Genomic DNA, 25,469 nt, shown 5'->3' on the forward strand with positions numbered 1-25,469 from the left:
ATGCTCTCTACGACTCCCCGTACCACCCTCGGCCGCTCGAAGAACAGGGGCCTGACCTCTCACGAGGACCTGTACGCGGTGCTGGACGCCGGGCTGGTCTGTCACCTGGGCGTCGTGGTCGACGGCTTCCCCATGGTCGTCCCCACCGGTTACGGCCGGATCGGCGACACCCTCTACCTGCACGGTTCCACCGGCGCCACCTCCCTGCGGAACGCGGACGAGGTCTGCGTCACGGTGACCCACCTGGACGGCGTCGTGCTGGCCCGCTCGGCCTTCAACCACTCGCTCAACTACCGCTGCGCCATGGTCTACGGCCGTGTCCGCCGGGTGGCGGGCGGCGAGGAGCACCTGGCCGGGCTGCGGGCCATCACCGAGCAGCTGGCCCCCGGCCAGTGGGACGCCAGCCGCGCGCCCACCGGAAAGGAGCTCGCCGCGACCACAGTGCTCGCCCTCTCCCTCGCCGAGGCGTCGGTGAAGGTGCGGCAGGGCCCGCCGATCGACGACGAGGAGGACTACGAGCTGCCGATCTGGGCGGGGGTCCTGCCGCTCCACCAGGTCTGGGGAACCCCCGAGCCCGACCCCGCGATGACCGGGGACCTGACCGTCCCCGCGCACATCGCGTCGCGGACCATGCCCGCTCGCTAAGCCTCCGCGACAGGCCGACGCCACGGGGCGCGCCTCCTGGTCCGAAGTCCGGCCGCTCGCACTGATCAGCCATACGGCGCGAGACCGATTCGCGATTAATGCGCGAAATACGTTTCTCTATGGCTAGGCTACGGTCCGTCTGTTATGGGTGGGGGCCCAGACAACTGAGGAGACCGTTATGTACGGCACGCCATCGGCCTGGCAAGTCCCCGGATACACCGAGATCCGCGAGCTGGGCGCCGGCGCGGCGGGGCGTGTGGTGATGGCGCGCCACGATGCCGACGGCGCCCTGGTAGCGATCAAGTATCTGTCCGACGAGCTCAGGAACGACGTCGGCTTCGTGGCGCGCTTCCGGCACGAGGCCAGGGTGCTCAACACCCTGAAGAGCCCGCACTCCGTCCGGCTGTACGACTACGTCGAGACCGGCGCCGGCGCGGCCATCGTCATGGAGCTGATCAACGGCGTCGCCCTGCGCGCGCTGCTGCGCTCTGAGGGGCCGACCGGCCCCGAGGCGGCGCTGCTCGTGCTCAAGGGCTCGCTCATGGGGCTGGCCGCCGCGCACTCGGCGGGCGTGGTGCACCGTGACTTCAAGCCCGAGAACGTGATGGTGGAGGCCGACGGGAAGAGCAAGCTCGTCGACTTCGGCATCGCGGTCCGCTCCGGCAACGGCGACGCCCCCGCGGGCACTCCCCCGTACATGGCACCCGAGCAGTGGGTGGGCGGACCGGCCGGGCCCTCCACGGACGTCTACGCCGCCACCGTCGTGTTCTTCGAATGCCTGACCGGCGCCCGCCCCTTCCGGGCCACGAACATCGCCGCGCTGGCCCGCCAGCACCAGGTCATGCCGCCGCCGGTCGAGGAGGTGCCCCCGGCCCTGCAGGGACTGGTGGAACGCGGCCTGGCCAAGCACGCCGCCGACCGGCCGCCGACCGCCTCCGCGTTCCTCACCGAGTTGGAGGCGGTGGCGGCCGACGCCTACGGCCCCGACTGGCAGGAGCGCGGCCGCCGCCGCCTGGCCGGGATCGTCGGGCTGCTGGCCGGGATGTTCCCGCTGGACGCCCCCGCCCCGGCGGCCGACACCTCGCTGGCCATGACCGAGCTCGACGGCAAGAGGGGAAGGACCTCCTCGCTCGGCAAGCTGAGTGTCAAGATCCTCATTGGCGTCGGCTGCATCGCGGTGATCGGCGGGGTAAGCGCGGTACTGGTCGGCTCAGGCGGCACCACGAAGATCCAGTCGCAGAGTTCCGCCGTCACGCAGGACCCGACCCCCTCGGACCCGCTGGAGACGGTGCTCCCCGGAGACGAGGGCGACGAGTTCGACGAGCCGGACGAACCCGCGGAGTCACCGACCGCGGGCGCGCCCTCCGCGACGCCGACACCGAGCGGCAGCACCTCCGGCCTCCCGCCCGCGCCGCCCACCGCGCCGCCCACCAGGACGCCCAAGGCGTCGGCGACACCCAAGGCGTCGGCGACACCCACCAGGAGGCCGACCAAGCGGCCGACGAGTAAGCCGACCAGGAAGGCGTCCGCGTCTCCCTCCCCCGATGAGAGCTCCACGCTCAGCAGTCCGGGTAATCCGGACAGGCCCACGACCAGACCGCCGTCCGCCACCCCGACCCCAACCCGGCCAACGGCCTCCCCCACCCGGACGCGGCCGACCACCCCCGCCCCCTCACCCTCCGGGACGACCTCTGCGGGAACCCCGACCCCCGAGGGAACCCCCCAGCTCACCGGCTCGCCCCTGCCCTCCGCCGCGGTGACCCCCGCGGTGTTCCTCGCGCTGGGTCTGATGACAAGCGGTGCCGTGCCGGTCACACTGACCGTCAAGCGCGGCATGACGGGACGGTACAGGAAACGCCGCTAAGGACAGGGAGCGGGCACGATCATGAACACTGACCGGAGCGGCGTCGCCGGATTCCGGTTGACCGGTCGTACCTGGGCCGACGACCTGGGAATCTGGTCGTCGGCCGTCGCGGCCGACGGGCGGCAGGCAAGCGCGCTCAGATTCGACCCGCGACTGGTCGCCGATCCCTCGGCCCGCGAGAGGCTGATCGCGGCCGTGATCGCCGACCGCAGGCTCACGCAGAGCGGCCTGACCGGGCTGGTCCCGATCGCCGACCTCATCACGGCCCAGGACGAGGTCTGGCTGATCACCTCGGAACCGGCGGGCCCGACGGTGCGCGACCTGCTGTCCGGCGCACCTGGATCACCCCGGCCCGACGCGGGCAGCGCGGCCACGGTCCTGATGGAGACGGCACGGGCACTGCTGGCCGTTCACGCCTCCGGATTCAGCCACGGTGAGCTCCACCCCGGCACCGTGGTGATCGCCCCGGACGGGTCGGCGCTGCTCTCGGAGCGGGGGCTGCTCGACGCGCTGCTCGGCCGCCCGCCCGCGCCGGAGCGGGACGTGGCCGCCTGGGCGTCACTCGCCCGAGGGCTGGCCGCCACCTGGGCCTCAGCCGACCGGGAGGCGGCGGGGCTGCTGGAGAGGGTGGCGGCGACGGCCTCCATCCGAGGACTCCCCGCCGCGCGCGACGCCCTGCTCGCCGGGCGCGACACGCTACCGTCCGGGTTCACGACCCGTGACAGGCTCGTGGAGACCCTGCATCGGTGGCCGACACACGAGGCGCCCAATCCGGGAGGGCCTCCGCCACCCGTGCCGGCCGCCCCCGACGAGGGGGAGATCGTCACACTGCTCCACGTCCCGAGAACCGGCGAGCAGCGAACCCCGGGGACCGGCGAGCACCGGCCCGAGGACGTGGTCCTGCGCTTCGGTCCCGGGGTGCCCGCCGAGACCACGGCCGCCCAGATCTGGCGGACCGGCCGGGACCAGCAGCAGACCGAGCCGCCCTCCGACAGGCTCGGGGCCGCCGCGGCCCCCCATGCCCGGCGGCGTCGTGGTCGTACGATCCTCTCCTCGGCGATCCTCGCGCTGATGGTCGTGGGCGCGCTGGCGCTCTGGCTGTTCCGCGGCTCGGCGACACCGCTGGAGGTGACGAGGGTGGACGTCAGCGCCCCCAGGAAGACCCAGGGATGCGACAGCACGGTGAAGATCACCGGTGTCCTGTACACCAACGGCGCGGGCGGGGAGGTCCGCTACCGGTGGAAGCGGAGCGACCGCAAGGAGCCGATCGTGCAGACCGACCGGACCGCGTCCGGGGCGACCTCGCACCAGGTAAGCCTGGACTGGACGGTCAAGGGCGAGGGAAGTTTCAAGGGGACCATCACCCTGTCGCTGCTCTCACCGGTCCCCGAGGGCAAAAAGATCCAGGACAGAGCCACCTTCACCTACAAATGTTCATGAGTGGTCCGCAAGGTCCGCAATGCAGTACAAAGCCGTTCTTACTACTCTGACGGCCATGACCACGCAGATCCCCTCCGGCTGGTACCCCGACCCCTACGGCTCGCCGCTGTTGCGGTGGTGGGACGGCCACCAATGGACCGACGCCACCCATCAGGCGGATACCCCCGCAGGGCAGGGCACGCCGCAGGGACCGCAGACCGGCCCCCTCCCCCAGCCGCACCCCGCAGGGCAGGGTGTCCAGCAGATGGGGCCGCCTCCCCCGCCGGGAGAGCTCGCGGGGACGGACCCGGCCGGCCAGTGGAGCCGGCAGGCCGCACAGCGGGAACCGGCGGGCGCGGCGCAGCCGGACGGCAACACGGCGCAGATGCCACTCCCACGGTACGACGGCTACCCGTCCGGGCCACCGCCGCGCAAGAGCGGTCCGCTCCCGTGGATCCTGGGCGGTGGCGGCGCGCTGGTCCTGATCGTCGTGATCGTGGTCGCCGCGATGTATCTGGTCAACCCCGGCAGCAGGAACAACGCCGGCGAGCCCGTCACACCCCGTACGCCGCCTCCCACCGCTAGCCGGGAACCCGGCCCGACCCCCAGCCAGGAGCCGACCCCCGGGCCGGGGCCATCGCAGAACACGCCGCCCCAGCCGGTGTACGGGCGCATCACCGACCCGGTGACCGGCCTGTCCTACGAGGTCCCCGCAGGACCGTGGCGGGTCCCTCCCAGCATCGGCAGTGGGCTCGGGTTCACCTGGACCAGCGCGGCCATCGCCCCCGCCCATGAGAACTTCGACGGCAAGGGCGGCAACTGGGTCGGCAACGTGCTGACCGGCGAGCTTCCCGACCAGTACGGCTACCAGGGTGTCGAGAGCATGCGCTCGGTCGCCGCGACGCTACTGCAGGTCGTGGAGCCCAACTTCTACAGCCCCCCGCACCGCCGGAAGATCATCGAGGACAAGGCCGTCAAGGTGAGCGGCAAGGACGCCTGGCTGTTCGTCTTCGATCTGGACTTCTCCGAGCAGTCCGAGGCCAACGGCTGGAAGTGGAAGCGAGAGCGGGCCGCGTTCCTGATCGTCGACCGTGGTGAGGGCAGCCGACCGGCGCTGGCCTACATCACCGTGCCGGACAATCTCGGCATCTCAACGGTGGACAAGGTGATCAAGTCATTCAAGCTCTCGTAAGTGAGTACTACCCTGAAGGCTATGAGTGACCTGCTGGTCTGGATCGACTGTGAGATGACCGGGCTTGACCTTGGCCGTGACGCGCTTGTCGAGGTGGCCTGCGTGGTCACCGACGGCGAGCTGAACCAGCTTGACGAGGGTGTGGACGTGGTCATCAAGCCTCCTCCCGAGTCCATCGAGCAGATGTCGGAGGTGGTGCGGGAGATGCACACCGCCTCCGGCCTGCTGGACGCGCTGAGCGAGGGCGTCACGCTGGCCGAGGCCGAGACCATGGTGCTCGAATACCTCAAGGGACACATCAAGGAGCCGAAGAAGGCCCCGCTGTGCGGCAACTCCATCTCCACCGACCGGTCGTTCCTCTCCCGTGACATGGCCGCCGTGGACGCCTTCCTGCACTATCGGATGATCGACGTCTCCTCGGTGAAGGAACTGGCCCGGCGCTGGTACCCACGGGTCTACTTCGCCTCGCCCGAGAAGCAGGGCGGTCACCGCGCGCTGGCCGACATCGTGGAGAGCATCCGGGAGCTGCGCTACTACCGCGCGGCGGTCTTCGTGCCCCAGCCTGGTCCCGACTCCGCCACCGCCAGGGAACTGGCCGAGAGCGTGTCCACGCAGAAATCTTGATCGGTTCGCGCGAAACCCGGTACGAAACGACTCCCAAAGACCGCTACACTTTTCATGTGCTGCCACGGCGGCGATGGTGGGCGTAGCTCAGTTGGCAGAGCGCTAGGTTGTGGTCCTAGATGCCGGGGGTTCAAGTCCCCTCGCTCACCCCATCAGAACGGCCGGTCCCTCGGGACCGGCCGTTCCGTATTTCCAATCCCTTTACCCACCAAAAGTGGATATTGCGGGTTATGCTCGCAGCTATCGCTACGCCGTAGGATCGGGGGTTTCGGCGACCTGACCGTGTTGCAACCACGGAGGCCGAATGAGAGTCGACGATGCCACGTTCGACGCGGAACCCACAGTCGTGACGGGCTTGAGCAGGCGCGAGACCGAGGTCATGGAACTGATCGCGACGGGTCGCTCCAACGGGCAGATCGCCCGGCACCTGTTTCTGAGCGAGAAGACCGTGAAGAATCACGTGAACCGGATATACGCCAAGCTCGGCGTCGACTCGCGGGTCACCGCGATCGATCTGTGGCTGGAACGGGCCGCGCGCGAGGATCCTCAGCACTGCTGAACGGCGGCACGACATCTCCGGACCGCTTCGGAGGCGTCAGGCCGTGCCGGGCGGTACGCCTCGGCGGGCGGGAGGCCTCCAGGGCACGGGCGATGGCGGAGGTGCCCTCCGCCAGCTCCTCCGAGGTGATCGAGAGCGCCGGGCGCAGCCGCACCGAGCGTTCGCCGCAGGGCAGGACCAGCACGCCCTCGTCCTTCCTGAGCCTGGCCACCGCCAGGTCGCGCTCCGCGGCGTCCGGCAGGTCGAACGCGCACATCAGGCCGCGCCCCCGGGCGTTCTCCACCAGGCCGGGGAAGTCGGCCTGGATCTCCAGCAGCATCTCAAGGAGCTCGGCGCCGAGCCTGCCCGCGCGCGGGATCAGGCCGTCGCGCTCCACGATCTCCAGCATCCGGCGGGAGCGGACCATGTCGACCAGCCCTCCGCCCCAGGTCGAGTTGATCCTGCCGCTGACCTGGAACACGTTGTCCGGCACCTCGTCGACCCTGCGGCCCGCCATGATCCCGCCCACCTGGACCTTCTTGGCGAAGGCCACGACATCGGGACTCAGGCCGAGCTGCTGGTAGGCCCAGGGGGTGCCTGTGATCCCGGCGCCGGTCTGCACCTCGTCCATGACGAGAAGGGCGTCATGCTCGTGGCAGAGCCGCTCCATCGCGAGCAGGAACTCCGCCCGCATGTGGTTGTCGCCGCCCTCCCCCTGGATGGGTTCGGCGATGAAGCAGGCGATGTCGTGGGGGTGGCGCTCGAAGGCCGCCCGTGCCGCGGCCAGGGACCTCTCCTCGGCCGCCTCGACGTCCCCGAGGTGGATCGCGGGCACCTCGATCCTGGGCCAGTCGAACTTCGGGAACCGGTCTGTCTTGACCGGGTCGGTGTTGGTCAGCGAGAGCGTGTAGCCGCTGCGCCCGTGGAAGGCGCGGGTGAGATGGAGCACCTTGCCGCCGAGCTCGGGGGATCGCCCCCGCGAGGCGTTGAGACGACTCTTCCAGTCGAAGGCGCACTTCAGCGCGTTCTCCACGGCAAGGGATCCGCCCTCCACGAAGAACAGGTGCGGCAGCTCGGGGTCACCGAGCACCCTGGCGAACGTGTCGGCGAAGTCGGCGAGGTGGGAGGTGTAGAGGTCGGAGTTGGCGGGCTTGTTCGCGGCGACGTGGCCGAGCAGCGCCAGGAACTCGGGGTCGTCGTCGAACGGGTTCACCCCGAGCGGGGCCGAGGCGAAGAAACTGTAGAAGTCCAGGTAGCTTCGGCCGGTGCGGGCGTCGACGAGCCGGGAACCTCGGCTCCGTTCGAGGTCCAGCACCAGCCGGTAGCCGTCGACGAGCAGATGACGAGCGAGACGGCCGTGCACGTCCATGTCCCCTCCACGGGTAATCCGAAGAGATGATCCCCCGTCATTGACGCATCTACACGGAGAGATTACGCATCAGAGGCGACTCTTATGAAGATTTTCCGGTATAGCGGCAAGCTGGACATGGACACCCGGGCGCCGGGACCGTGCGGCCCGAGCTCCTCTCGTATGACCGTCTCCCTTCCCGGGGTTTCCCCCTGCCGAGACCACAGATCAGTCAAATCGGCCTGCCGTTACGCACTTCCCGGTGCCCGGATCCTGGATTCGCGTCAGCGCGGCACGTTACGCCGCCGCGTAGACCACCAGGGAGACCGCCACGTACTGCACCAGGTAGGCGGCGACGGTGAAGGCGTGGAAGACCTCGTGAAAGCCGAACCACCGGGGGGAGGGATCTGGCCGCTTCATGGCGTACACGACGCCGCCCACCGTGTAGAGCACCCCACCGAGGAAGAGCAGGGCCACCGCGACCACGCCGGCGCCCGCCACGAGCTGCGGCAGCACGAAGACGGCGGTCCAGCCGAGGCCGATGTAGAGGGCGGTCGAGAGCCACCGGGGGGCACCGACCCACAGCACCCGGAAGAGCACCCCGGCGATCGCACCCGCCCAGATCACGCCGAGCACCACCGCGCCGGCCTGACCGTCCAGGGCGAGCAGCGCGAACGGGGTGTAGGTGCCCGCGATGATCAGATAGATGTTGGCGTGGTCGAGCCGGTGGAGCACCTCCTCCGTCCGCGGGGAGAGCACCCCCCGGTGATAGGTGGCCGAGATTCCGAAGAGCAGGCCGGAGGTGATCGCGTAGATCGCGGCGGTGATCCTCGCCTGCGGGGTGGGCCCCAGCGCGACCAGGACGAATCCCGCAACGAGTGCCACGGGGAGCGCCCCGGCGTGCAACCAGCCGCGGAGGCGGGGCTTGACGGACTCGGCGAGCGTTTCTGTAACGGTCGTGGCCATAAACCTACGGTAGCGTAAGTTACTAAATCGTAGGCTGTGATTCCCCCTACACGCCGCGACCGGGTGGCCGGCGTCTCCCCCCGCCGCGGCCGGACGGGACTCCACCCCGCCGGACGGGACTCCACCCCGCCGGACGGGAACTCCACCGCGATGGAAACGGGGACCCTCGGCTGCGCATATGGTTTCTCTCCGGGTTCACGTCGTGGAAAAGAGGATCCAGCTGATGGGCAGGCGGGAAGAGCGGGGGCCGATGCCGGGACGGTATCCGGTGACCTTCGGCGAGGTCGACCTTCTGCAGGATCTCGACAGGCCCTCCGGCTGGGTGGTCTCCAAGGACGGCGTGCCGCAGTCGTACGTCGACCTCGACGACGCCACCTACCTCGACTTCGAGTACGTCCGGCTGATGGCCGACGTCGTCGACCTCCTCGGGGAGGGGCCGCTGGACGCGGTGCACGTGGGCGGTTGCGCCTGCACCCTGCCCCGCTACGTCGCGGCGACCCGTCCCGGATCCCGGCAGATCGTCGCCGAGCCCGACGAGGGGCTCGTCCAGCTCGTCAGGGACCAGCTCCGGCTGAAGTCGGTGCCCCGGCTCAAGGTCAGGATCCTCGACGGACGCACCGCCACCGCCGGACTCACCGACGACTCGGCCGACCTGCTCGTGCTGGACGCCTTCAGCGGTGCCACGATGCCGATCGAGCTGGCCACCTCCGAGTACATGGGGGACGTCGCCCGCGTCCTGCGCACCACCGGCACCGTGCTGATCAACGTCGCCGACGGCAAGGGGCTGGCCTTCACCCGCCGGGTGCTCGCCACCGTCCGCGGCACCTTCCCCCAGATCGCGCTGCTCGCCGAGCCGGGTGTCATGCGGGGCCGCCGCTTCGGCAACCTCATCGTCGTCGCCTCCCGCGTGCCGCTCCCCGTCTCCGACCTGACCCGCAGGGCCGCGGGCGGCCTCACCCAGACCCGCTGCGTGTACGGCGAGGACATCGTCAGGTTCATCGCCGGAGCCCGCCCGCTGCACGACGGCGACGCCGTGGTCCTCCCGGTCCCCCCGCCCGCGGTCTTCGGCTGACCCGTGACCGGTCCGCCGCCCCGGTCTCGCCCGCCATGGAATAGTTGAAACATCAACTGAGTTGTCGCCTGCGAACATCGCAGGAAGGAATCCACAATGCCGGCCGTGACCGTAGAGAACCCGCTGACCCTGCCCCGCCTGCCGCAGCCGCTGAACGCGGTCCACGAGCGCCAGGTGCTGGCCATCACCACCGCCCCGAGCGGATTCGAGGGAGAGGGCTTCCCTGTCCGCAAGGCACTTGCGACGATCAAGTCCCAGTATCTCGACCCGTTCATCATGATGGACCAGATGGGCGAGGTCGACTACGCGCCGGGCGAGCCCAAGGGCACCCCCTGGCACCCGCACCGGGGCTTCGAGACCGTCACCTACATGATCGACGGCGTGATGGACCACGCCGACTCGCACGGTGGTGGCGGCACGATCTCCGACGGCGACACCCAGTGGATGACGGCCGGCGGTGGAATCCTGCACAAGGAGGCTCCCCCCGAGTGGCTGGTCGCCAAGGGCGGCCTGTTCCACGGGATCCAGCTCTGGGTCAACCTCCCCGGCAGGGAGAAGATGGTCGAGCCGAAGTATCAGGACATCGGCAGGGCCAACGTCGTCCTGCTCAGCAGTCACGACGGGGGGGCGCTGGTCCGCCTGATCGCAGGCGAGGTCGGCGAGTTCACCGGCCCCGGCTCCACCAGAACGCCGATCACCCTGCTGCACGCCTCCCTGAGCCCCGGCTCCCAGCTGACGCTCCCCTGGCGCAAGGATTTCAACGCGCTCGCGTACGTCCTGTCGGGCCGCGGCACCGCCGGCGGCGACCGGCAGCCGATCGAGTCCGGCCGGCTGGCCGTCTTCGACGGCTTCGGCAACCTTCCGGGACTGGGCACCGACGGCGAGACCATCACACTCTCCGCGGCCGGCACCCAGGAGAGCCGGAGCCCCAACATGGAGGTCATCGTGCTCGGCGGCCGTCCGATCGGCGAGCCGGTCGCGCACTACGGGCCGTTCGTGATGAACACCCAGGCGGAGCTCGCCAAGGCGTTCGAGGACTACCAGGCGGGACGCCTCGGCACCATCCCCGCGGGCCACGCCTGATCGCGGAACGCCCGGCACCGGGGGACCCAAGGGGCAGGCCCTAAGGCTCGGTAAGGGTGACGCAGGCGACTCGGGGGCCGGCGCTGCCGGCTTCGGTGCCGACGGTGCGGGTGGGCTCGGCGTGGATCACCAACGACCTGGGCAGCCGGCCCGCGACGAACGCCCAGTCCCGGGTGGCGGTGGCGCGGGCCTCACCCCGGGCGTCGGTGGTGAAGTCGAGCCAGACCTCGTTCTTGGCACTGGCGTGGGTGTGGGTGTGCTGGTAGTGCGGCCCGGCGTCCTCGGGCTTGAGACCGCACGGGTTGACGTGCAGGTGCACCCCGTACGTGCGTCCCGGGAGCATGCCCGTGACGGTGACCGTGGAGGTGGCGAGCACCGCCCCCGACTCCGCGGTGACCCGGGCCGCGGCTCCCGGCGGCACCAGCGCGGTGTCGTAGGCGATGGTGGAGGCCCGAGGTCCGGGGGCGGAGAAGACTCCGCCCCCGACAAGGCGGATCCCCGAGGCGCTCGGGGTGGCGGCCGGTCCGTGCCCTGCCGGATGGGGGTCGGCGGCCCGCTCGGCACAGCCGGCGCAGAGCAGGGCGACGGCGAGAACTCCCAGAATGCGCATCCACGATCTCCTTGGCGGGCCGGAACAGTGCAGCGCCCACCATAACCAGTAATCGTCTGATCACACTCGGTATTGACCGCTTCCGGCCTCCGCGATCCCCGGCTTTCGCCCCTCCCCCTTCGCCCCTTCGCCCCTTCGCCCCTTCGCACCCGGCCAGGTGCGAAGACGGCCGCCAACCGACCCGGCCCTCCTGGGGGCGTTCAGGCGTTGGCGGCGGCTATCTCGTCGATGCGGGTGGCCAGGGTGAAGTCCATCTCCGTCAGCCCGCCGGCGTCGTGCGTGCTGAGCGCCAGGTGAAGGGTGCGCCAGCGGATGTCGATGTCGGGGTGGTGGTTGAGCTTCTCGGCCTCGACCGCGACCTCGTCCACGATGCGGATCGCGGTCGGGAAGTCGATAGCGGTGATCTTCCGGCGGATCTCGTCTCCCTCGCGTCGCCACTCGGGCAGGCCGGCGAGTCTGTCGTTCACCGCGGAGTCGTCAAGCAGGTTCATCCTCCCAGGAGATCATGTCCCCGGCGAAGACGCCAAGCCTGGGCAGGCTCCCGGCGCGCCGGGCCATGGCCATGATGCCCTGGGCCATGGCGGTGGCGTGGCTGGTCCCCTCAAGGAGGGGCTCCAGTTCGGGCAGGAGGCCGGGCAGCCGGGACAGGCTCCATTATAAGAACGACTCCCGGCGACACCCCCCGGATTACTCGCCGGAGCTTGTAATTTGACCGGATCCGGTCATTTGACGGCACCGGAGGTGAGACCCGACTGGATCTGGCGCTGGAAGATGATGTAGACGATCATGACCGGGATGATGGCCATGCTCAGCGCGGCGAACAGCCCGGGCCAGTCGGCCTCGTACCCGGCGCTGGTGGAGATGTTGGCGACACCCTGGGTGATCAGCCACTTTTCCTCGACATTGCCCGACAGCAGCACGATCGGCAGGAGGTACTGGTTCCACTGACCCAGGATGTTGAAGATCGTGATGCTGACCAGCCCCGGCTTGGCCATCGGCACCATGATCTGGAAGAACGTCCGGGTGTGCGAGCAGCCGTCCATCATCGCCGCCTCCGCCACCGAGGTGGGCAACGTCTTGAAGAACGCCGACAGGAAGAAGACGGTGAACGGCAGCGAGTAGGCGATGTAGACCAGGATCACGCCGAGGTGGGTGTCGATCAGGCCGAGGTTCTTCACCACGAGGAAGAGCGGGACCAGCGCGAGGAAGACCGGGAACGTCATCCCCGACACGAACAGGAAGTAGATCGCCCTGTTGCCGGGGAAGGTGTAGCGCGCCAGCACGTACGCGGCCATCGAGCCCAGCAGCATGGTGCCGGCCGTGCTGCACGCCACCACGAAGATGGTGTTCAGCATGTACTGCCCGACGTGTGCCTTCTCCCAGGCCCGGCCCCAGGCGTCCCAGCCGAAGGAGGCGGGCAGCGTGATGGCGTCCCCGAAGATCTCGGTATTGGTCTTGAAAGAGGCCAGGAACGTCCAGAGGATCGGGCCGACGATCAGGATCGCCCAGACCAGGAGCGCGAGGTGGGAGAGCGCGCCGAAGGGGCCGAGCGAGTTCGCCTTCCCGCGCTTGACGCGCGCGTGGGCGGAAGGGCGGGCGGAGGGCTTGCGAGCCGTGTCCGTGGCCATCAGAACTCGATCCTCTCGCGCCGGGTCACGCGCAGGGTGAGGGCGGCGAACGTGATGGTCATGAAGAACAGCGCCACGCCCATCGCCGACGCGTAGCCGAACTTGGAGAAGTTGAACGCCGTGCGCCAGATCTCCATCGGGAGCACCGTCGTGGCGTTGTCGGGCCCGCCGCGGTCGACCGAGAGGACCTGGACCAAGGCGAAGGCGTCGAAGGCGGCGATGCCGAGATAGACCCAGGCGACCTGCATGGTGTCCCAGAGCAGCGGAATCGTGATCTTGAAGAACAGGGTGAACCTGCCCGCGCCGTCGAGTGCGGCGGCCTCGAACACGTCCTTGGGGATGGAGGACATGCCTGCCGAGAACAGCACCACGTAGAAGCCGACGGCCTGCCAGACCATCACGCTGATGATCGTCCACAGGGCGAGGTCGGGGTCGATCAGCCATCCGACCGGCTCCACCCCGATCTTGTCGAGCAGACCGTTGACCACACCGACCCGCTCCGGGCTGTAGATCGCCTGGAAGAGCACGCCGACGATGGCGACGGCCAGGACCTGGGGCATGAAGAAGATCACGCGATAGACCTTCGAGCCCCGGATCCCGGTCATCCGGCCGCCCCGCTGCCCGCCGCTCAGGTTGAGCAGGAAGGAGAAGAACAGGGCGATCACGATGGTGACCAGCGGCATGACAAGCAGCAGAACACCGTGGTGACGCACCGCAGCCCAGAAGACCTCGTCGTCAAGAAGCCTGGCGAAGTTCTCCAGGCCGATGAACCGGGGGTTCGCCGAGATGCCCTTCCAGTCGGTCAGCGCGATGTAGAAAGCCTGGATGTACGGGCTGACCACGAAGACCACGTAGAGGAGCACCGGCGCGGCGAGAAAGCCGACGATGAACGGATACCTGCCTTGCCGCATCGGGGCTACACCGTCCGGGTCTGCTTGGTGATGGACGAGTCGGCCTTCGTCTTGTCGGCGGCCTTCTGCATCTTCTCGCAGAACTCGTCGCCGGAGATGCGGCCGAACATGAGCGCGTTGGTCTGCTTGCGCAGCTCGGTCTCGAACTCCTTGTACCAGTTCTCGAAGCTGCTGAAGGTGACGACGTTCTGGCCGGCGGCGGTCTGCGCGGCGCTGAGGCTGGCGTTGCCCGGCGACAGCTCCAGGCCGTCGGCGGCGCCGGTCACGACGGTGATGTTGCCCGACTTCTCGGTGAAGCCCCTCGCGCCCTCCTTGGAGAGCATGATGCGCAGGTACTCCAGGCCGCCCTTGGGGTTCTTGGCCTTGGCCGGGACGATGTACGCCTCGCCGGCGGCGGCGCGGATGGCCTCGTAGGGCATCTTGTCGGCAGCGGTGACGCTGGGGGTGGGCGCCAGCGCGTATTTGAACCCCTCGGGGGTCTGGCTCTTCTGCTCGTTCTCCAGCCAGGAACCGGAGGGATAGAGGGCGACCTTGCCCTGGTTCTGGCGGAGCTGAACCGCGGTGTGGATCAGGCCCTCGAAGGACTTGTCCATGTACTTGGCGATCTCGGCCCAGGCGGCGGCGGACTGCTTCATGGCGTCGCGCTGCCAGACGCCGTCGACGAGGTTGTCGACGTCGAGCAGGATCTGGTTGCCCTCGATCTTCGCGGCGGAGATGAGGATCATCCAGTACGCGTAGTAGGCGGCGTTCTTGCCCGCGTACGCGAACGGGGTGACCCCGGCGGCCTTGGCCTTCTCGGCGAAGGCCTTGAACTCCTCGAAGGTCTTCGGCGGGGTCCAGCCGTTCTTCTCGAACAGCGCGGAGTCGTACCAGAGGCCGTACGCGGAGAAGACGTAGTTCATCAGGTACGGCTTGCCCGCGAGGAGACCCGACTCGACGGTGCCGGGCGCGACCAGGTCGCGAACCTTCTTGTTCGGGTCGTCGATCGAGGGGGCGTCCCACAGCTCGGTGAGCTCAAGGAGCTGGCCCTCCTGCTGCAGGGCTCCGTTGTCCATCAGGTCGGTGCCGGAGTTGGCGATCACGTCGGGGACGTCGCCGCCGGCGAACCGCGGCTGCAGGGTCTGCGCGATCTGCTGGGTGGCGACGTGCTTGACCTGCGCCTGGGCGAACGTCTTCTTGTACAGCGGCTCGTGCACCTCGGTGGCGTAGCCGTCGCCGAGGCCACCCTTGAAGATGACGACCTCAAGCGGCGCGTCGGCGGCGACGCCGAACGGGTTCTTCGCGGAGATCGCACCACCTGCGGAGGGGGCCGCGGAGGTGCCGGCCGAAGGAGCCGCACCGCCGCCGGTGGCGCAGGCGCTGAGCAGCCCGGCGCCCGGGCCGACGATCAGAGCGCTCATGCCGATCCGGCGGAGCAACTGCCGCCGGGTGATGTCTCCGGGCGTACCGACCGAGTTTGACATGCAACCCTCCTGAACGGGGGATCAATTAGGAAAGTTTCCTAAACGTTTGCCCGAAGGTACGTATCCGCGGAGCCCAGCGTCAAGACTTCCCTGCCGGTCTAGACCAAGCCGTGATGTCCTCGCGACCTATCCGCTAACTACCAAACGCCAAGGAGGTGCAATTCAATGATAGAACGGCACATAGTGGCCGATATTTCCCCGGAACCATTGACTTGGCCGCAACCGGCGAGATAAAGGAACCATGCTCGCCGGCAGCCAATGAGCGGCAACCGGTCTAGACCAGATAATGAGGGTTTGCCGCCCCGTACCGCAAGCCCCTACTTTTGACGGCGTGTTGTTGGCCGAGCAGCGCCGCCTGCTATGTGAGTACGGCCGCCGAGCCGCCGCGACCGGACTGGTCGTCGGAACCGCGGGAAATCTCAGCGTGCGCGCGGGCGAACTCGTCGCCGTGACGCCCAGCGGCGTCTCCCTCGACCGGCTGGAACCCGAGGCCTGCCCGATCGTCGACGTCGAGGGCCACCTCGTCGAAGGCGACCTGCGACCGTCCTCGGAGACCCCCATGCACCTGGCGGTCTATACGACCACCGACGCCGGCGCGATTGTGCACACCCACTCCGTCTTCGGCACCGTGGTCGCCACGACCATGAGCGAGCTGCCGCCGATCCACTACAACGCCCTGTTGCTCGGCGGGACCGTCCGCGTCGCCGAATACGCCACCTACGGCACGCCCGAGCTCGCCGCCTCCGTCCGAGCCGCGCTGGCGGACAGGCGCGCGGCGCTGCTGGCCAACCACGGCGGGGTCACGATCGGCGACGACCTGGACGGGGCCTTCGAGGCGACCAGGCTGCTGGAGTGGCTCTGCGAGGTGTACGTGCGGGCCAGGAGCATCGGCGAGCCTCGCGTGCTCACCGAGGAACAGCTCGCCGCGGTGATCCGGCGCGCCGCAGACCCGCCCACGTTCCCCCGTCGCGAGAACTGACCGCGGCGCGACCGCGCTGTGCCCCCGTCGCGAGGACCGACCGCAGCGCGGCCCCGCCCCGTCTTGTTTTCAAGCCGGACGAAAAGGCGATTATCACCGACCGGCCAACGGGTTGATTCCCACCCGGGGTGTATATCTTCCTACCTAGATGGTGAATCCTACGCTTTTTCCTATCAATGACCTAGGCAGAAAAGGCGAACCACGAGGGCTTTCCCTACGCTGACCGGGCGACGTTGAAGTCGTCGGCAAGGGAGAGCACGTGCTCGGAATCGAAGACTGCCTCACTGAGGTAATGGCCATCCCCGGCGCCCTGGACGCGATCCTCATCGATCAGACCAGCGGGACGGTCGTGGCGACCGGTGGTGCGAGCCGCCACGGTGACGTGGAGAGATCTGCCGCGGGACTGAGCGAGACCCTGCGCGCGACGCTGGACGGGCTCGCCGTCACCGCACCGGGCGGTACGGTCCGGATCGACGACATGATCATAACCACGGACGGCGGCCACCATTTACTGAGGCCGTTGGAAACGCTTTTCGACGGCCCTCTGGTCATTTACGTCAGGCTCGATCTGAAACGGTCGAACCTGGCACTGGCCCGCCACCGCCTCCAGGCCCTTTCCGGCCGCCTGATCTCGACGTGAAGCCGTGCCAAGCATCGAGATCATCCTCAGTGGGCTCGCCGGTGATCGCGCCACCGGCTCGCTCCGCCTCGGTAAGGCGGGCGTCATCTATCTCACCGACGGCCGCGTGACCTACGCCGAGAGCGCGTCCGCCCCCCGGCTGGAGGACCTGCTGGCGGCCTGCCGCGGGATCTCCGCCCATGCCCTGCGACAGGCCAGGCAGGTCGCCTCCGAGGATCTGCGGGGCGGCGAGCCGCCGGTCGCCGCCCCGCAGATCCTCGGAGGCGACCGGCTCCTCGCACAGGGCCTGCTCACCAGGGGTGAGCTGGAGTTCTGCGTGCTGAGCACGGTGCTCGACGCCAGCTACTTCCTGTTGGAGGCAACCGGGCACCGGCCCAGGTTCCGGCGGGGAGAGCGGCACTGGCTCGGACCGCAGTGGTACTTCGACGCGGCCGGCCTGCTCCGGGAGTGCAAGCGGAGGAAGGCGCAGTTGGAACAGACCTGGCCGTCCGCGGAGCTGGACACGCTCCCGGTCGTCCCGCGAAGGCGGATCACCGCCCAGCGGGTGGTGCTGAGCTCACTGCAGTGGGAGGTGCTGGTCGGCGCCGACTCCACGGCGCCCCCGGCCGACCTGGCGCGCAAGCTGGGCCGCCCGGCGTACTCGGTGCTGCTCGCCGTACGGCAGCTCGCCTCCCGTGGGCTGCTGCGCATCCCGGAACCCGACGCGGCCGCCGCACCCGCCACGCAGGACCCGCTGCCGAGGCGGACGAGGGGGGCCACGGAGATCCCGGCAGCCGGAACGGGCTCCCTGGCGACGCCTGCGTCGCTTCCCGGAGCCACCGGGGACCCGACCGACGTCAACCTGCTCATCCGGCTCAGGAACGCATTGGAGGCACTGACTTGAGCCTGGTTCGATGCCGCCGATAAGGCTGCGGACGCTGAAGCTGATCGGAAGGAGGGTGTCGGTGGAACTGCGTGAGGAGATACACCGCGAGATGGCGCTGTTGCGGGAGCGGATACCCGACGTGGACGGGAGCATCGCGTGCAGCGTCGACGGTCTGACCCTGGCCAGTGATCTGGGCGACGGCACCTCCACCGAGCAGACCGGCGCGCTCTCCTCCGCGCTGCTGGCCCTCAGCCGCCGGATGACCGGCATGGCCGGCAAGGGCGCCTTCGAGGAGACGCTGATCTCCGGCACCAACGGCTACGCGGCCTGCTACGCCGCCGGCCCCAAGATCGTCCTCACGGTTCTGGCACGCCCGGGGACCAACCTCGGGCTGCTCAGGCTGGAGGGTCGCAAGACGGCGGCCAGATTGGCCGCCATCACCTCACGGATATCGATAACTCAGTGATCGGAGGCAGACATGGGCAACATGGACATCTCTCTCAAGGAGATGATGGCGATCGACGGTGCCATCGGCGCGGTGATCGTGGACTACAACAGCGGGATGGCGCTGGGCGCGCTCGGCGGTTCCAAGGATCTCGACCTCCAGGTGGCGGCCGCGGGTAACACCGAGGTCGTCAAGGCCAAGATGCGGACCATGGAGTCGCTCGGCCTCAAGGACGGCATCGAGGACATCCTCATCACGCTCGGCACGCAATACCACGTGATCCGCCCGCTCTCCGGCCGGAGCGGCAAAGGCCTGTTCATCTACATGGCCCTCGACCGGAACCGGGCCAACCTCGCGCTCGCACGGCACATCCTGCGCGGCATCGAGGAGCGGCTCGAGGTCTGATCCTCCTGCGGCCCGTGCCCCGGGGGGCACGGGCCGCAGGAGGATCTCATCGGATCGCGTCGGCGAAGGAAAGCCGGAGATCGTGCCGGACCTCAGCTCTCCTCGGCGCCCGCCCTACCGCGGAGACGGCCGGCGACCAGGTAGGTGGCACCACCCGCGGCGAGCACTCCCGCCAGGGCCAGGCCGGCGGCCGTGCCGGCGGACGGACCGGCCGAGGTGACGGCCGCCACCGGGGCGGCGGCGCCCAGGTCCCGGACACCCTGCTCGGCGGCCTTGGCGTCGGCGCCGGACAGGGCGACCGGCTTGGCGGCGATGCTCGCCTCAGGTGCGGTGAGCGGCTCGGACATGATCTTGGGCTTGGCGAACGTCTGGATCACCTGCTGGGTCTTCACAGACTTCTTGGACTGCTCGGCCTTGACCAGGACCGTCTGCGGAGGCTTCGCCGGGTTCGCGTCCCGGTAGCGCCAGGCACCGGTGGCGAACGCCACGGGGTGGTTCTTCTTGCCCACGCCGTCGCCCCACTTGGTGACCACGTACTTGATGTCGATGTGGCCCATGCCGCCGTTGCCGTCCACACCCAGCGTGGCGGAGTTGAACCGGCCGTCGGTCAGGTCGGCGAAGGTCTTGGCATCAATGTCGATCATGATGCCCCGGTTGGAGGGCACGCCGGGACCGCGGTCACCGACGAAGAACTTGGCCTTCTTGCCCTTGTAGATGACATAGCCCTCGGTGAACAGGGGCCAGCTCGGGCTGGCGATCATGCCCTTCTGCATCGGCTTGCCACTGGCCGGCAGGCCGGTGTCACCGGCCCGGCCCGAGGAGTCGTCCCAGAAGTAGGAGGCCCTGGTCGAGCCCTCAAGGAGAACGGTCTCGTTGGCGGCCACCACGGTGTCCGCGCCGGGGGAGGCAACGGAGGCAGTGGCACCGGCAGCGGCGACGGAGGCGGGAGCGGCGGAGGAGGCGGGCAGCGCGGAGGCCACACCGCTGGAGACGAGCACGCCGGCACCGACCAGAGCGGCGGTGGCGAGGCGGTTCTTGTACGGGAGGTTCTTCGGGAGGTTCTTATGCAGGCCGTTCTTGTGCAGGTCAAAAGGAAGACGCATGAAGAAGAGGCTCTTTCGCGAGGGAACGGGGCAGCCACGTGCGACGCATGGGGAGGAGTGCAGTGGCGGGGACGCGCTCATCGGAAAAGTGGCGTGGCAGGATCAGTCGATCGCTACGCGGAGCACGATCCAGGTGCCGCGCTCAGGCGCGGCGACAGGGGTCAGCGACGAAGTTCAGGTGGTCGGCACGGGCAGAGCGGGCACCGACGTGGTGACGCGGTGATCCATGAGGGGGATCTCCTCTCCAGCTCGTCTACCGGGTTAGCTGACGGGTTCGAGCGGTGGAGTTGCCCTACCGCCGCACGTTCGCGGCGGATTCACCCCGGAAAAATGGTTCCCCGGTTCCCCGGACCATGCGGGCCCTGTGGGATTCGACGTCGGCCGGCCGCTCCCTCTTGTGAAGGGCAGGTCGCCAACCGATACCCATGGACACTACTCACGAAATCGGACAAAGCAAAGCAAATGCCATGAAAACCCCAGAAGATCTACCTACTACCCCCAAGAAAGCCCCATCGGGGACCCCGTCACACCAACAGCCGCCCTACCAGCGAGAACGTCTTGCCGATCTCGGGTTTCACACCCCGGAGACCCGCGGCGGGCAAGCTCAGTCCCACCAGAACGACCAGGCGTTCCTGCCCTTGATCTGCTCGGCGTAGTCGATGAGACTCCCCGCGCCCTGGATGATGCTGTCGGGGCAGAACGTCCAGTGCTCCGCGGCGACGTGCAGGGCGTGCTCCGAGGTCGTCGGAGGTGCGGCGACGCTGAGGTCGAGGGTGTTGAACCCCATGCCGACCACCCGCACCCCGAACCTGTCCTCCCAGCTCCGCACCACGGCCGCGAGCGGGACCATCCACTCGTTGTGGTTCAGGGCACCCTGCCAGCCCATGACGGCGAGAGCGTCGGCCCCGCGCTCGACCGCGACGAGCCCGAGCGGGGTCCTGCGCTCGGCCACCAGGCCGGCGTACCAGTCGGCGACCACGCCGGGATCGGCGGCAGGCCTTCCCGAAGGGGCCGGACCCGGACATTCGACTCCGAAGGGGTCGAGGATTTCGAGCTGGTCGATGTGGGCCTTGACGATCCAGTCGGACCACACCTCGGCCATGAACGCGGCGGCCTGGTAGTTGTCGATCTCGACGGCGGCGTCCGGGGCGATCTGACCGGCCGACCAGGGCTGCACCGAGTCCTCCAGCAGCACCGGCCACAGGCCGGAGTGCTCGTGCTGGGACCGCAGCCGTGCCCAGTACTCGCCGGAGACCGCCACCTCACTCAGCCAGAACGCCGGACGGCGACGGAGCGAGAGCTGAGCGTAACCGGGGTCGGGCCACACCACGTCCCCCGGTGGCAGGTCCACCGAGAGCCTCCGGCCCTCACCTCCGCTGCTTCCGTCGGCCCCGTCAGCGAACAACTGGCCCAGAACTGGCGGAAGCTTCCCACGCTCGCACTCGCTCATTCCTACCGATCCGATCCTGCCCACGGACCAATTTTGGCCTGTCAACCGTCCCGAGGGACAGTTCTGCCCTGGTCCAGGCAAAAATTATCGGTACAGGGGGAACGGAGCCTGGCGGGTGTCAGTCCTTCACCGCCCCGCCCAGCCCGGCCACCAGCCTGCGCTGGACGGCCACGAAGAAGATCAGCACAGGAACGGTCATCAGCGTCGAGGCCGCCATGATGCCGCCCCAGTCGTTCTCGTCGGGCTTGAAGAAGACCAGCAGGGCCGAGGGCAGCGTCTGGTTGTCCCTGGCCGAGATGATGAAGGTCCTGGCGGAAGATGAAGTCGTTCCAGGCGGTGATGAACGAGAAGACACTCGTGGCGACCAGTCCCGGCGCGACGAGGGGAAAGAGGATCCGCCACAGGATCACCGGCCGGCTCGCGCCGTCGATCATCGCGGCCTCCTCCAGCGTCCGGGGAGAGCCTCCCCCGCCGCGCCGACCTCGACCTGCTCCGCCCGTCCGACGGGGTCAGCCGCTGACCGCTCACCGGAGCGGGCACTCCGCGGCGGGCGGCGGCGCGGGGAGCGTGCCCGCCCCCGCGACCCGCATCGGGCGGGGTCGAACGGGTTGACGACGGACACCCCCGTGCCGTCGAAGTCCTTGACGTTCCGGCTGACCAGGGTCCAGCCGTTCACCCTGGCTGTGGCGGCTGTCTTCGCGACTTCTCATCTTCCGCGCCCAGGTAGTGGCATCAATGTAGACTTCATCTAAGTAAGATTGATTATTACTAAGGTAGGATCGATGGAGTTTACCGGCAGGGCCTTCGATCTCGATCAACTCGACGCGCAGTTGCGGCTCGCGACAGAGGGCAGGGGAGGGACGCGAGGCCGGGCAGTGATCATCACTGGCCGCAGGCGAGTGGGCAAGTCGCGCCTGGTGCAGGAGTTCTGTGATCGTTCTGGCCTGCCGTATGTCGTCTTCCAGGCGACGAGAGGTCGTAGTCCGGTTGCGGAACGTAATGACTTCGCCGAGACCGTCGCCTGCTCCGGACTCGCAGGCGCCGAGTTCCTTCAGGGCTCCGCGCCGCAGGACTGGAACCACACCCTCCGGTCGCTGGCGCTGGCCGCGGGTGATGAGACCCCGTGCATCGTGGTTCTTGACGAGGTTCCGTGGCTGATCGAACAGGACGGGGAGTTCGAGGGTGCCCTGCAGACGGCCTGGGACAGGTATCTCTCAGCTCGGCCGATCCTGTTGATCCTCGTCGGAAGCGACCTGTCGGTGATGGAATCCCTACAGGAGTACGGCCGCCCCTTCTTCGGCCGGGCTGCTCACATGACGCTAAGGCCTCTTGCTCTTCAGGACGTCGCCGACATGACAGGGTTGCCCGCTGCCGACGCCGTGGACGCGCTGCTCATCACCGGAGGCTTCCCCGAGGTGGTCCGTTCATGGGAGCGCGGCATGTCCAGGATCGACTTCCTGCGCGACAGTCTTGCCAACCCGCTTTCACCTCTTCTCGCCGCCGGCGAGTTGTCCCTGCTCGGAGAATTTCCGTCGGCGACCTACACCCGGACCGTATTGGAGGCCATTGGAACCGGAGAACGCACCTTCAGCACGATCGCCGCCAATGTGGGAGGAGCGGCGCCGTTGCCGTCCGGCACCCTGGCGCCGATCCTCGCGAACCTGATCGCCAAGCGCGTGGTGGCGACCGACCTCCCGCTCTCCGACCGGCCCGACACCAAGAACAAGCGGTACCGGGTGGCCGACCACTATCTCCGGTTCTGGCTGGCGTTCCTGCAGCGGGCCATCGCCGACAGTGAAAGAGGCCGACCGGATCTGGCGTTGCGACGGATCGAACGTTCCTGGACAGCCTGGCGAGGTCGCGCGGTGGAGCCACTCGTACGTGACTGCCTGGCCAGAATGCTTCCGGACGACGCATGGCCGGACACCGAGGCTGTGGGCGGGTGGTGGAATCGGCAGAACAATCCCGAGATTGATCTCGTGGGCGCGGACCGGGAACCCGTCGCGAGCAGGGTCCACTTCGTCGGATCGATCAAATGGCTCGACGCCCGGCCGTTCGACCGCCATGACTATGACGCGCTGGTCCAGGGTTCCGCAGCCGTCGCCGGCGTGACCGTGGAGACACCGAAAGTGGCGGTGTCGAGGTCGGGATACGAACCGGGACTTCCACTGGCCGCGGCCTGGACACCGGAAGATCTGCTGGCGGCGTGGCAGCGCTAGGCCTGTTTTTCGCACGTGCCGCATCGCTTCAGGTCAGCAGCTGTATCTGGGTGATCACCCTGGTCAATCGGAGTCATGTGCGGAGTACAGGGCCAGGACAAACGATCATCGGACTCCTATCCACTGCTCGTACACAAGGTGAGCCGGATACCGGTCGGTCAACGGCAGGGGGACCTGGGTTGGCTGTGCCGGGCCCCACTTGTCGACGGTGGCGGCAGCGCGGTCCGAGGCTCCGGCGGACTACCTTTGAAAGAAAGGAGTTCTCGCCATGACCGAAAAGCCCATCCTGCAGCCCGGTCCCGATCACCCGATCACGATCGCTCGGCGCCAGGCGTGGCATGGAGGCTAGAGATGCTCGCGGCGGATGAGCAGGCGGTGCGACTCCTGCATCTCCTCCGGTAGGTCGTCCGGGGCGAACCATCTCGCCTCCAGAATCTCGAAGTCGTCGATTTCGAGCGTGCCGCCGACGAACTCGGCCTCGTAGGCCACCTCCAGGCGCAGCTTGTAGCCGCTCTTCAGCTGAACGAGCTCTCCGACGTGGACCTTCAGCCCGGTCTCCTCCCGCACCTCGCGGCAGACCGTGTCCTCGAAGGTCTCCGAGCTGTTCGCACAGCCGGTCGGCAGCCCCCACTGCCTGCCCACCGGCCAGAAGCGATGCTTCAGCAGGAGGACCCTGCCGTCCGTGTCACGCACGACCCCGGTCACCCCGACCGTGAACTTGGCGTGCCGAAGCCAGAGGATGCGCCACTGGAGCGAGCCGTTGATCAACCTCCAAAGCCGGACGATCAGCTTCTTCACTGTGAATCCCCCCTGCGCATCGTCGCCTGCCTGAAGCCTGGAGGGTATCGGGAAAGACCCGTGCGGCACGGTGGTCTCAACCGGTCAGCGCGCCACCCGGGAGTTTGAGGCCGTCGCGCTGGACCGTCCCGACAGACGGTTGTCCCCGAGCTACAAGCGGCCTACTCGTGGCCACCGAGCGCATCGGTGGCCGCGCCGCTGAGAGCGTGCAGGGCCGTCGTGATCGCGGTGCTGCGCGCCGATCCACGGCGAACGGCGGCGATGATCTTTCGCGGCGGCAGCTGATCGAACGGTTGAACTGCGACATCGTATTCCGAGGTGAGAGCCAGCTTCGGCAGGAGGGCTATGGACAGTCCGGCCGCCACATGCCCCAGAACGACGTTGTGACTTGAGAATCTTCCAGCGACGATGGGCTCGAACTGCGCCTTCCGGCAGAGCCCCGGCACCAGGTCGCCGAGATAAGTCCCGGGAAAGTCGAGCGCCCAACGTTCCTTCGCGAGATCGTTGATTGAGATCTTCGCCTGATGTCTCAGTTGATGCTGCGGCGGGAGGAGGAGAAAGAACGGATCGACGGCAAGCGGGATGCTTCGAATACCTGGATCTATGAGAGATCCGTCCTCCTGGTCCACTGTGACGATAACATCGCATGTGCCACGGTGGAGCGCGGCTATGCTCTCGTGAGGCTCGATCTCCCGAAGCTCCACATATAGCCGCGGATGGCTCTCGGCCATCGCTTTCGTCGCGGATATGAGGATCGGCACAACGGAACTCGCGAAACCACCGATGCGAAGGTGCCCGACTGGGTCTGACGACAACTCAGCGAGCTCGATCTCTATGGACTCCATATGGTCGAGCAGATCGCGGGCGCGGGCCACCAGTATTCCGCCTGCGTACGTGAGTGTGAGAACGCGCCCCTCCCGCTCGAACAGCTTCGTCTTTGTCTCCCCTTCCAAAACCGACAGCTGCTGCGAGACCGTCGAGGGGCTGAGGTTCAGTTCTTTGGCGACGGCGCGAACAGTTCCGAGGCGCTCGAACGCATCGAGGAGTCGTAAGCGCCATGGGCTGAGTATCACCTTGACAACATACTGTGCCAGGGCTACGGCACATTGACGACCGGGTCCGTTGAGGGCCGATTTCACAGGGTCGACAAGGTGCGCGGGCGATGTCGGGCGTAGCCATGGCGGCGGATGGTACGCGACTCG

Annotated in this window: 27 protein-coding genes, 1 tRNA gene, 1 pseudogene and 1 riboswitch; of the genes and pseudogenes, 16 read left to right on the forward strand and 13 right to left on the reverse strand. The window is 68.2% G+C overall.

Translation table 11 applies throughout. The features are described from left to right. The 7 genes from OG884_RS07210 (at window position 1) to OG884_RS07240 (ending at window position 6,303) form a co-directional block, all read left to right on the forward strand. Entirely contained in the window at window positions 1-645 is a 645-nt protein-coding gene (locus tag OG884_RS07210) for a pyridoxamine 5'-phosphate oxidase family protein (protein ID WP_326643403.1), read from the forward strand. 178 nt (window positions 646-823) lie between these two features. After that, window positions 824-2,509, forward strand: a complete 1,686-nt coding sequence (locus OG884_RS07215) for a serine/threonine-protein kinase (protein ID WP_326643405.1) — start codon at window positions 824-826, stop codon at window positions 2,507-2,509. Window positions 2,510-2,530: 21 nt separating this feature from the next. Then, complete coding sequence (locus tag OG884_RS07220) at window positions 2,531-3,949, forward strand: hypothetical protein (RefSeq protein WP_326643407.1); 1,419 nt, start codon at window positions 2,531-2,533, stop codon at window positions 3,947-3,949. A gap of 55 nt (window positions 3,950-4,004) precedes the next feature. Next, window positions 4,005-5,120, forward strand: a complete 1,116-nt coding sequence (locus OG884_RS07225) for a DUF2510 domain-containing protein (protein WP_326643409.1) — start codon at window positions 4,005-4,007, stop codon at window positions 5,118-5,120. A 21-nt stretch (window positions 5,121-5,141) separates the two neighbouring features. Continuing rightward, window positions 5,142-5,744: an oligoribonuclease gene (gene orn / locus OG884_RS07230; protein ID WP_326643410.1), complete on the forward strand. Its 603-nt coding sequence runs from the start codon at window positions 5,142-5,144 to the stop codon at window positions 5,742-5,744. Between the two features lie 76 nt (window positions 5,745-5,820). Beyond that, a tRNA-His gene (locus OG884_RS07235) sits at window positions 5,821-5,896 on the forward strand. A 152-nt stretch (window positions 5,897-6,048) separates the two neighbouring features. Continuing rightward, on the forward strand, window positions 6,049-6,303 hold the full coding sequence (locus OG884_RS07240) for a helix-turn-helix domain-containing protein (protein ID WP_326643412.1): 255 nt from the start codon (window positions 6,049-6,051) through the stop codon (window positions 6,301-6,303). On the opposite strand, the gene lat is transcribed toward OG884_RS07240, so the two are convergent. Both lat and trhA read right to left on the reverse strand, forming a co-directional pair. Continuing rightward, window positions 6,245-7,651: an L-lysine 6-transaminase gene (lat, locus tag OG884_RS07245; RefSeq protein WP_326643414.1), complete on the reverse strand. Its 1,407-nt coding sequence runs from the start codon at window positions 7,649-7,651 to the stop codon at window positions 6,245-6,247. The genes OG884_RS07240 and lat overlap by 59 nt on opposite strands. A 276-nt stretch (window positions 7,652-7,927) precedes the next feature. Continuing rightward, complete coding sequence (gene trhA / locus OG884_RS07250) at window positions 7,928-8,596, reverse strand: PAQR family membrane homeostasis protein TrhA (protein WP_326643416.1); 669 nt, start codon at window positions 8,594-8,596, stop codon at window positions 7,928-7,930. Window positions 8,597-8,819: 223 nt separating this feature from the next. Between trhA and OG884_RS07255 the strand changes: the two genes are divergently transcribed. Beyond that, entirely contained in the window at window positions 8,820-9,668 is an 849-nt protein-coding gene (locus OG884_RS07255) for a spermidine synthase (RefSeq protein WP_326643418.1), read from the forward strand. Between the two features lie 96 nt (window positions 9,669-9,764). After that, complete coding sequence (locus tag OG884_RS07260) at window positions 9,765-10,751, forward strand: pirin family protein (RefSeq protein WP_326643420.1); 987 nt, start codon at window positions 9,765-9,767, stop codon at window positions 10,749-10,751. 40 nt (window positions 10,752-10,791) lie between these two features. On the opposite strand, the gene OG884_RS07265 is transcribed toward OG884_RS07260, so the two are convergent. From OG884_RS07265 to ngcE, 5 genes are all read right to left on the reverse strand, one after another. Further along, window positions 10,792-11,361: a superoxide dismutase family protein gene (locus OG884_RS07265; RefSeq protein WP_326643422.1), complete on the reverse strand. Its 570-nt coding sequence runs from the start codon at window positions 11,359-11,361 to the stop codon at window positions 10,792-10,794. 200 nt (window positions 11,362-11,561) lie between these two features. Continuing rightward, window positions 11,562-11,852 carry a 4a-hydroxytetrahydrobiopterin dehydratase gene (locus tag OG884_RS07270; RefSeq protein ID WP_326643424.1) on the reverse strand — a complete coding sequence of 97 codons (291 nt, stop codon included), beginning with the start codon at window positions 11,850-11,852 and terminating at the stop codon, window positions 11,562-11,564. Between the two features lie 231 nt (window positions 11,853-12,083). Beyond that, complete coding sequence (locus OG884_RS07275) at window positions 12,084-12,989, reverse strand: carbohydrate ABC transporter permease (protein WP_326643425.1); 906 nt, start codon at window positions 12,987-12,989, stop codon at window positions 12,084-12,086. Beyond that, window positions 12,989-13,900 (reverse strand): carbohydrate ABC transporter permease, encoded by a 912-nt coding sequence (locus tag OG884_RS07280; protein WP_326643428.1) that lies wholly within the window; start codon window positions 13,898-13,900, stop codon window positions 12,989-12,991. Before OG884_RS07280 ends, OG884_RS07275 begins: the two co-directional genes overlap by 1 nt. Before the next feature lie 5 nt (window positions 13,901-13,905). Next, on the reverse strand, window positions 13,906-15,363 hold the full coding sequence (ngcE, locus tag OG884_RS07285) for an N-acetylglucosamine/diacetylchitobiose ABC transporter substrate-binding protein (protein ID WP_326643430.1): 1,458 nt from the start codon (window positions 15,361-15,363) through the stop codon (window positions 13,906-13,908). A 331-nt stretch (window positions 15,364-15,694) separates the two neighbouring features. Here ngcE and OG884_RS07290 point away from each other — a divergent pair, with 331 nt between their 5' ends. From OG884_RS07290 to OG884_RS07310, 5 genes are all read left to right on the forward strand, one after another. After that, window positions 15,695-16,342 carry a class II aldolase/adducin family protein gene (locus OG884_RS07290; RefSeq protein ID WP_326643432.1) on the forward strand — a complete coding sequence of 216 codons (648 nt, stop codon included), beginning with the start codon at window positions 15,695-15,697 and terminating at the stop codon, window positions 16,340-16,342. A gap of 259 nt (window positions 16,343-16,601) precedes the next feature. Continuing rightward, window positions 16,602-16,982 (forward strand): roadblock/LC7 domain-containing protein, encoded by a 381-nt coding sequence (locus OG884_RS07295; RefSeq protein ID WP_326643434.1) that lies wholly within the window; start codon window positions 16,602-16,604, stop codon window positions 16,980-16,982. Window positions 16,983-16,986: 4 nt separating this feature from the next. Beyond that, window positions 16,987-17,865, forward strand: a complete 879-nt coding sequence (locus tag OG884_RS07300) for a hypothetical protein (protein ID WP_326643436.1) — start codon at window positions 16,987-16,989, stop codon at window positions 17,863-17,865. A gap of 61 nt (window positions 17,866-17,926) precedes the next feature. After that, entirely contained in the window at window positions 17,927-18,313 is a 387-nt protein-coding gene (locus OG884_RS07305) for a roadblock/LC7 domain-containing protein (protein ID WP_326643437.1), read from the forward strand. 12 nt (window positions 18,314-18,325) lie between these two features. After that, on the forward strand, window positions 18,326-18,697 hold the full coding sequence (locus tag OG884_RS07310; RefSeq protein ID WP_326643438.1) for a hypothetical protein: 372 nt from the start codon (window positions 18,326-18,328) through the stop codon (window positions 18,695-18,697). A gap of 92 nt (window positions 18,698-18,789) precedes the next feature. On the opposite strand, the gene OG884_RS07315 is transcribed toward OG884_RS07310, so the two are convergent. Beyond that, complete coding sequence (locus tag OG884_RS07315) at window positions 18,790-19,800, reverse strand: hypothetical protein (protein ID WP_326643440.1); 1,011 nt, start codon at window positions 19,798-19,800, stop codon at window positions 18,790-18,792. On the opposite strand from OG884_RS07315, the gene OG884_RS07320 reads away from it, so the two are divergent. Next, entirely contained in the window at window positions 19,799-20,023 is a 225-nt protein-coding gene (locus OG884_RS07320; RefSeq protein ID WP_326643442.1) for a hypothetical protein, read from the forward strand. The two genes, OG884_RS07315 and OG884_RS07320, sit on opposite strands and share 2 nt — an antisense overlap. A 12-nt stretch (window positions 20,024-20,035) precedes the next feature. Beyond that, window positions 20,036-20,187: riboswitch (cyclic di-AMP (ydaO/yuaA leader) on the reverse strand. Window positions 20,188-20,404: 217 nt separating this feature from the next. Here the strand turns inward: OG884_RS07320 and OG884_RS07325 are convergent. From OG884_RS07325 to OG884_RS07335, 3 genes and pseudogenes are all read right to left on the reverse strand, one after another. Beyond that, complete coding sequence (locus tag OG884_RS07325; protein WP_326643444.1) at window positions 20,405-21,151, reverse strand: DUF4253 domain-containing protein; 747 nt, start codon at window positions 21,149-21,151, stop codon at window positions 20,405-20,407. A gap of 217 nt (window positions 21,152-21,368) precedes the next feature. Next, a pseudogene (locus tag OG884_RS07330) lies at window positions 21,369-21,708 on the reverse strand (carbohydrate ABC transporter permease); the annotation flags it as partial. Next, window positions 21,681-21,926, reverse strand: coding sequence for a hypothetical protein (locus tag OG884_RS07335; protein WP_326643446.1), 246 nt, complete (start codon window positions 21,924-21,926; stop codon window positions 21,681-21,683). The pseudogene OG884_RS07330 and the gene OG884_RS07335, both read right to left, overlap by 28 nt. A gap of 106 nt (window positions 21,927-22,032) precedes the next feature. Between OG884_RS07335 and OG884_RS07340 the strand changes: the two genes are divergently transcribed. Continuing rightward, window positions 22,033-23,469 (forward strand): ATP-binding protein, encoded by a 1,437-nt coding sequence (locus tag OG884_RS07340; protein ID WP_326643448.1) that lies wholly within the window; start codon window positions 22,033-22,035, stop codon window positions 23,467-23,469. Window positions 23,470-23,814: 345 nt separating this feature from the next. Here the strand turns inward: OG884_RS07340 and OG884_RS07345 are convergent, their stop codons facing one another. Together OG884_RS07345 and OG884_RS07350 are read right to left on the reverse strand one after the other, a co-directional pair. After that, on the reverse strand, window positions 23,815-24,267 hold the full coding sequence (locus tag OG884_RS07345) for an NUDIX domain-containing protein (RefSeq protein ID WP_326643450.1): 453 nt from the start codon (window positions 24,265-24,267) through the stop codon (window positions 23,815-23,817). A 161-nt stretch (window positions 24,268-24,428) separates the two neighbouring features. Next, window positions 24,429-25,340, reverse strand: a complete 912-nt coding sequence (locus OG884_RS07350; protein WP_326643451.1) for a LysR substrate-binding domain-containing protein — start codon at window positions 25,338-25,340, stop codon at window positions 24,429-24,431. Between the last annotated feature and the right edge of the window lie 129 nt (window positions 25,341-25,469).

The sequence above is a fragment of the Streptosporangium sp. NBC_01755 genome (genome assembly GCF_035917995.1).
GTDB lineage: Bacteria > Actinomycetota > Actinomycetes > Streptosporangiales > Streptosporangiaceae > Streptosporangium.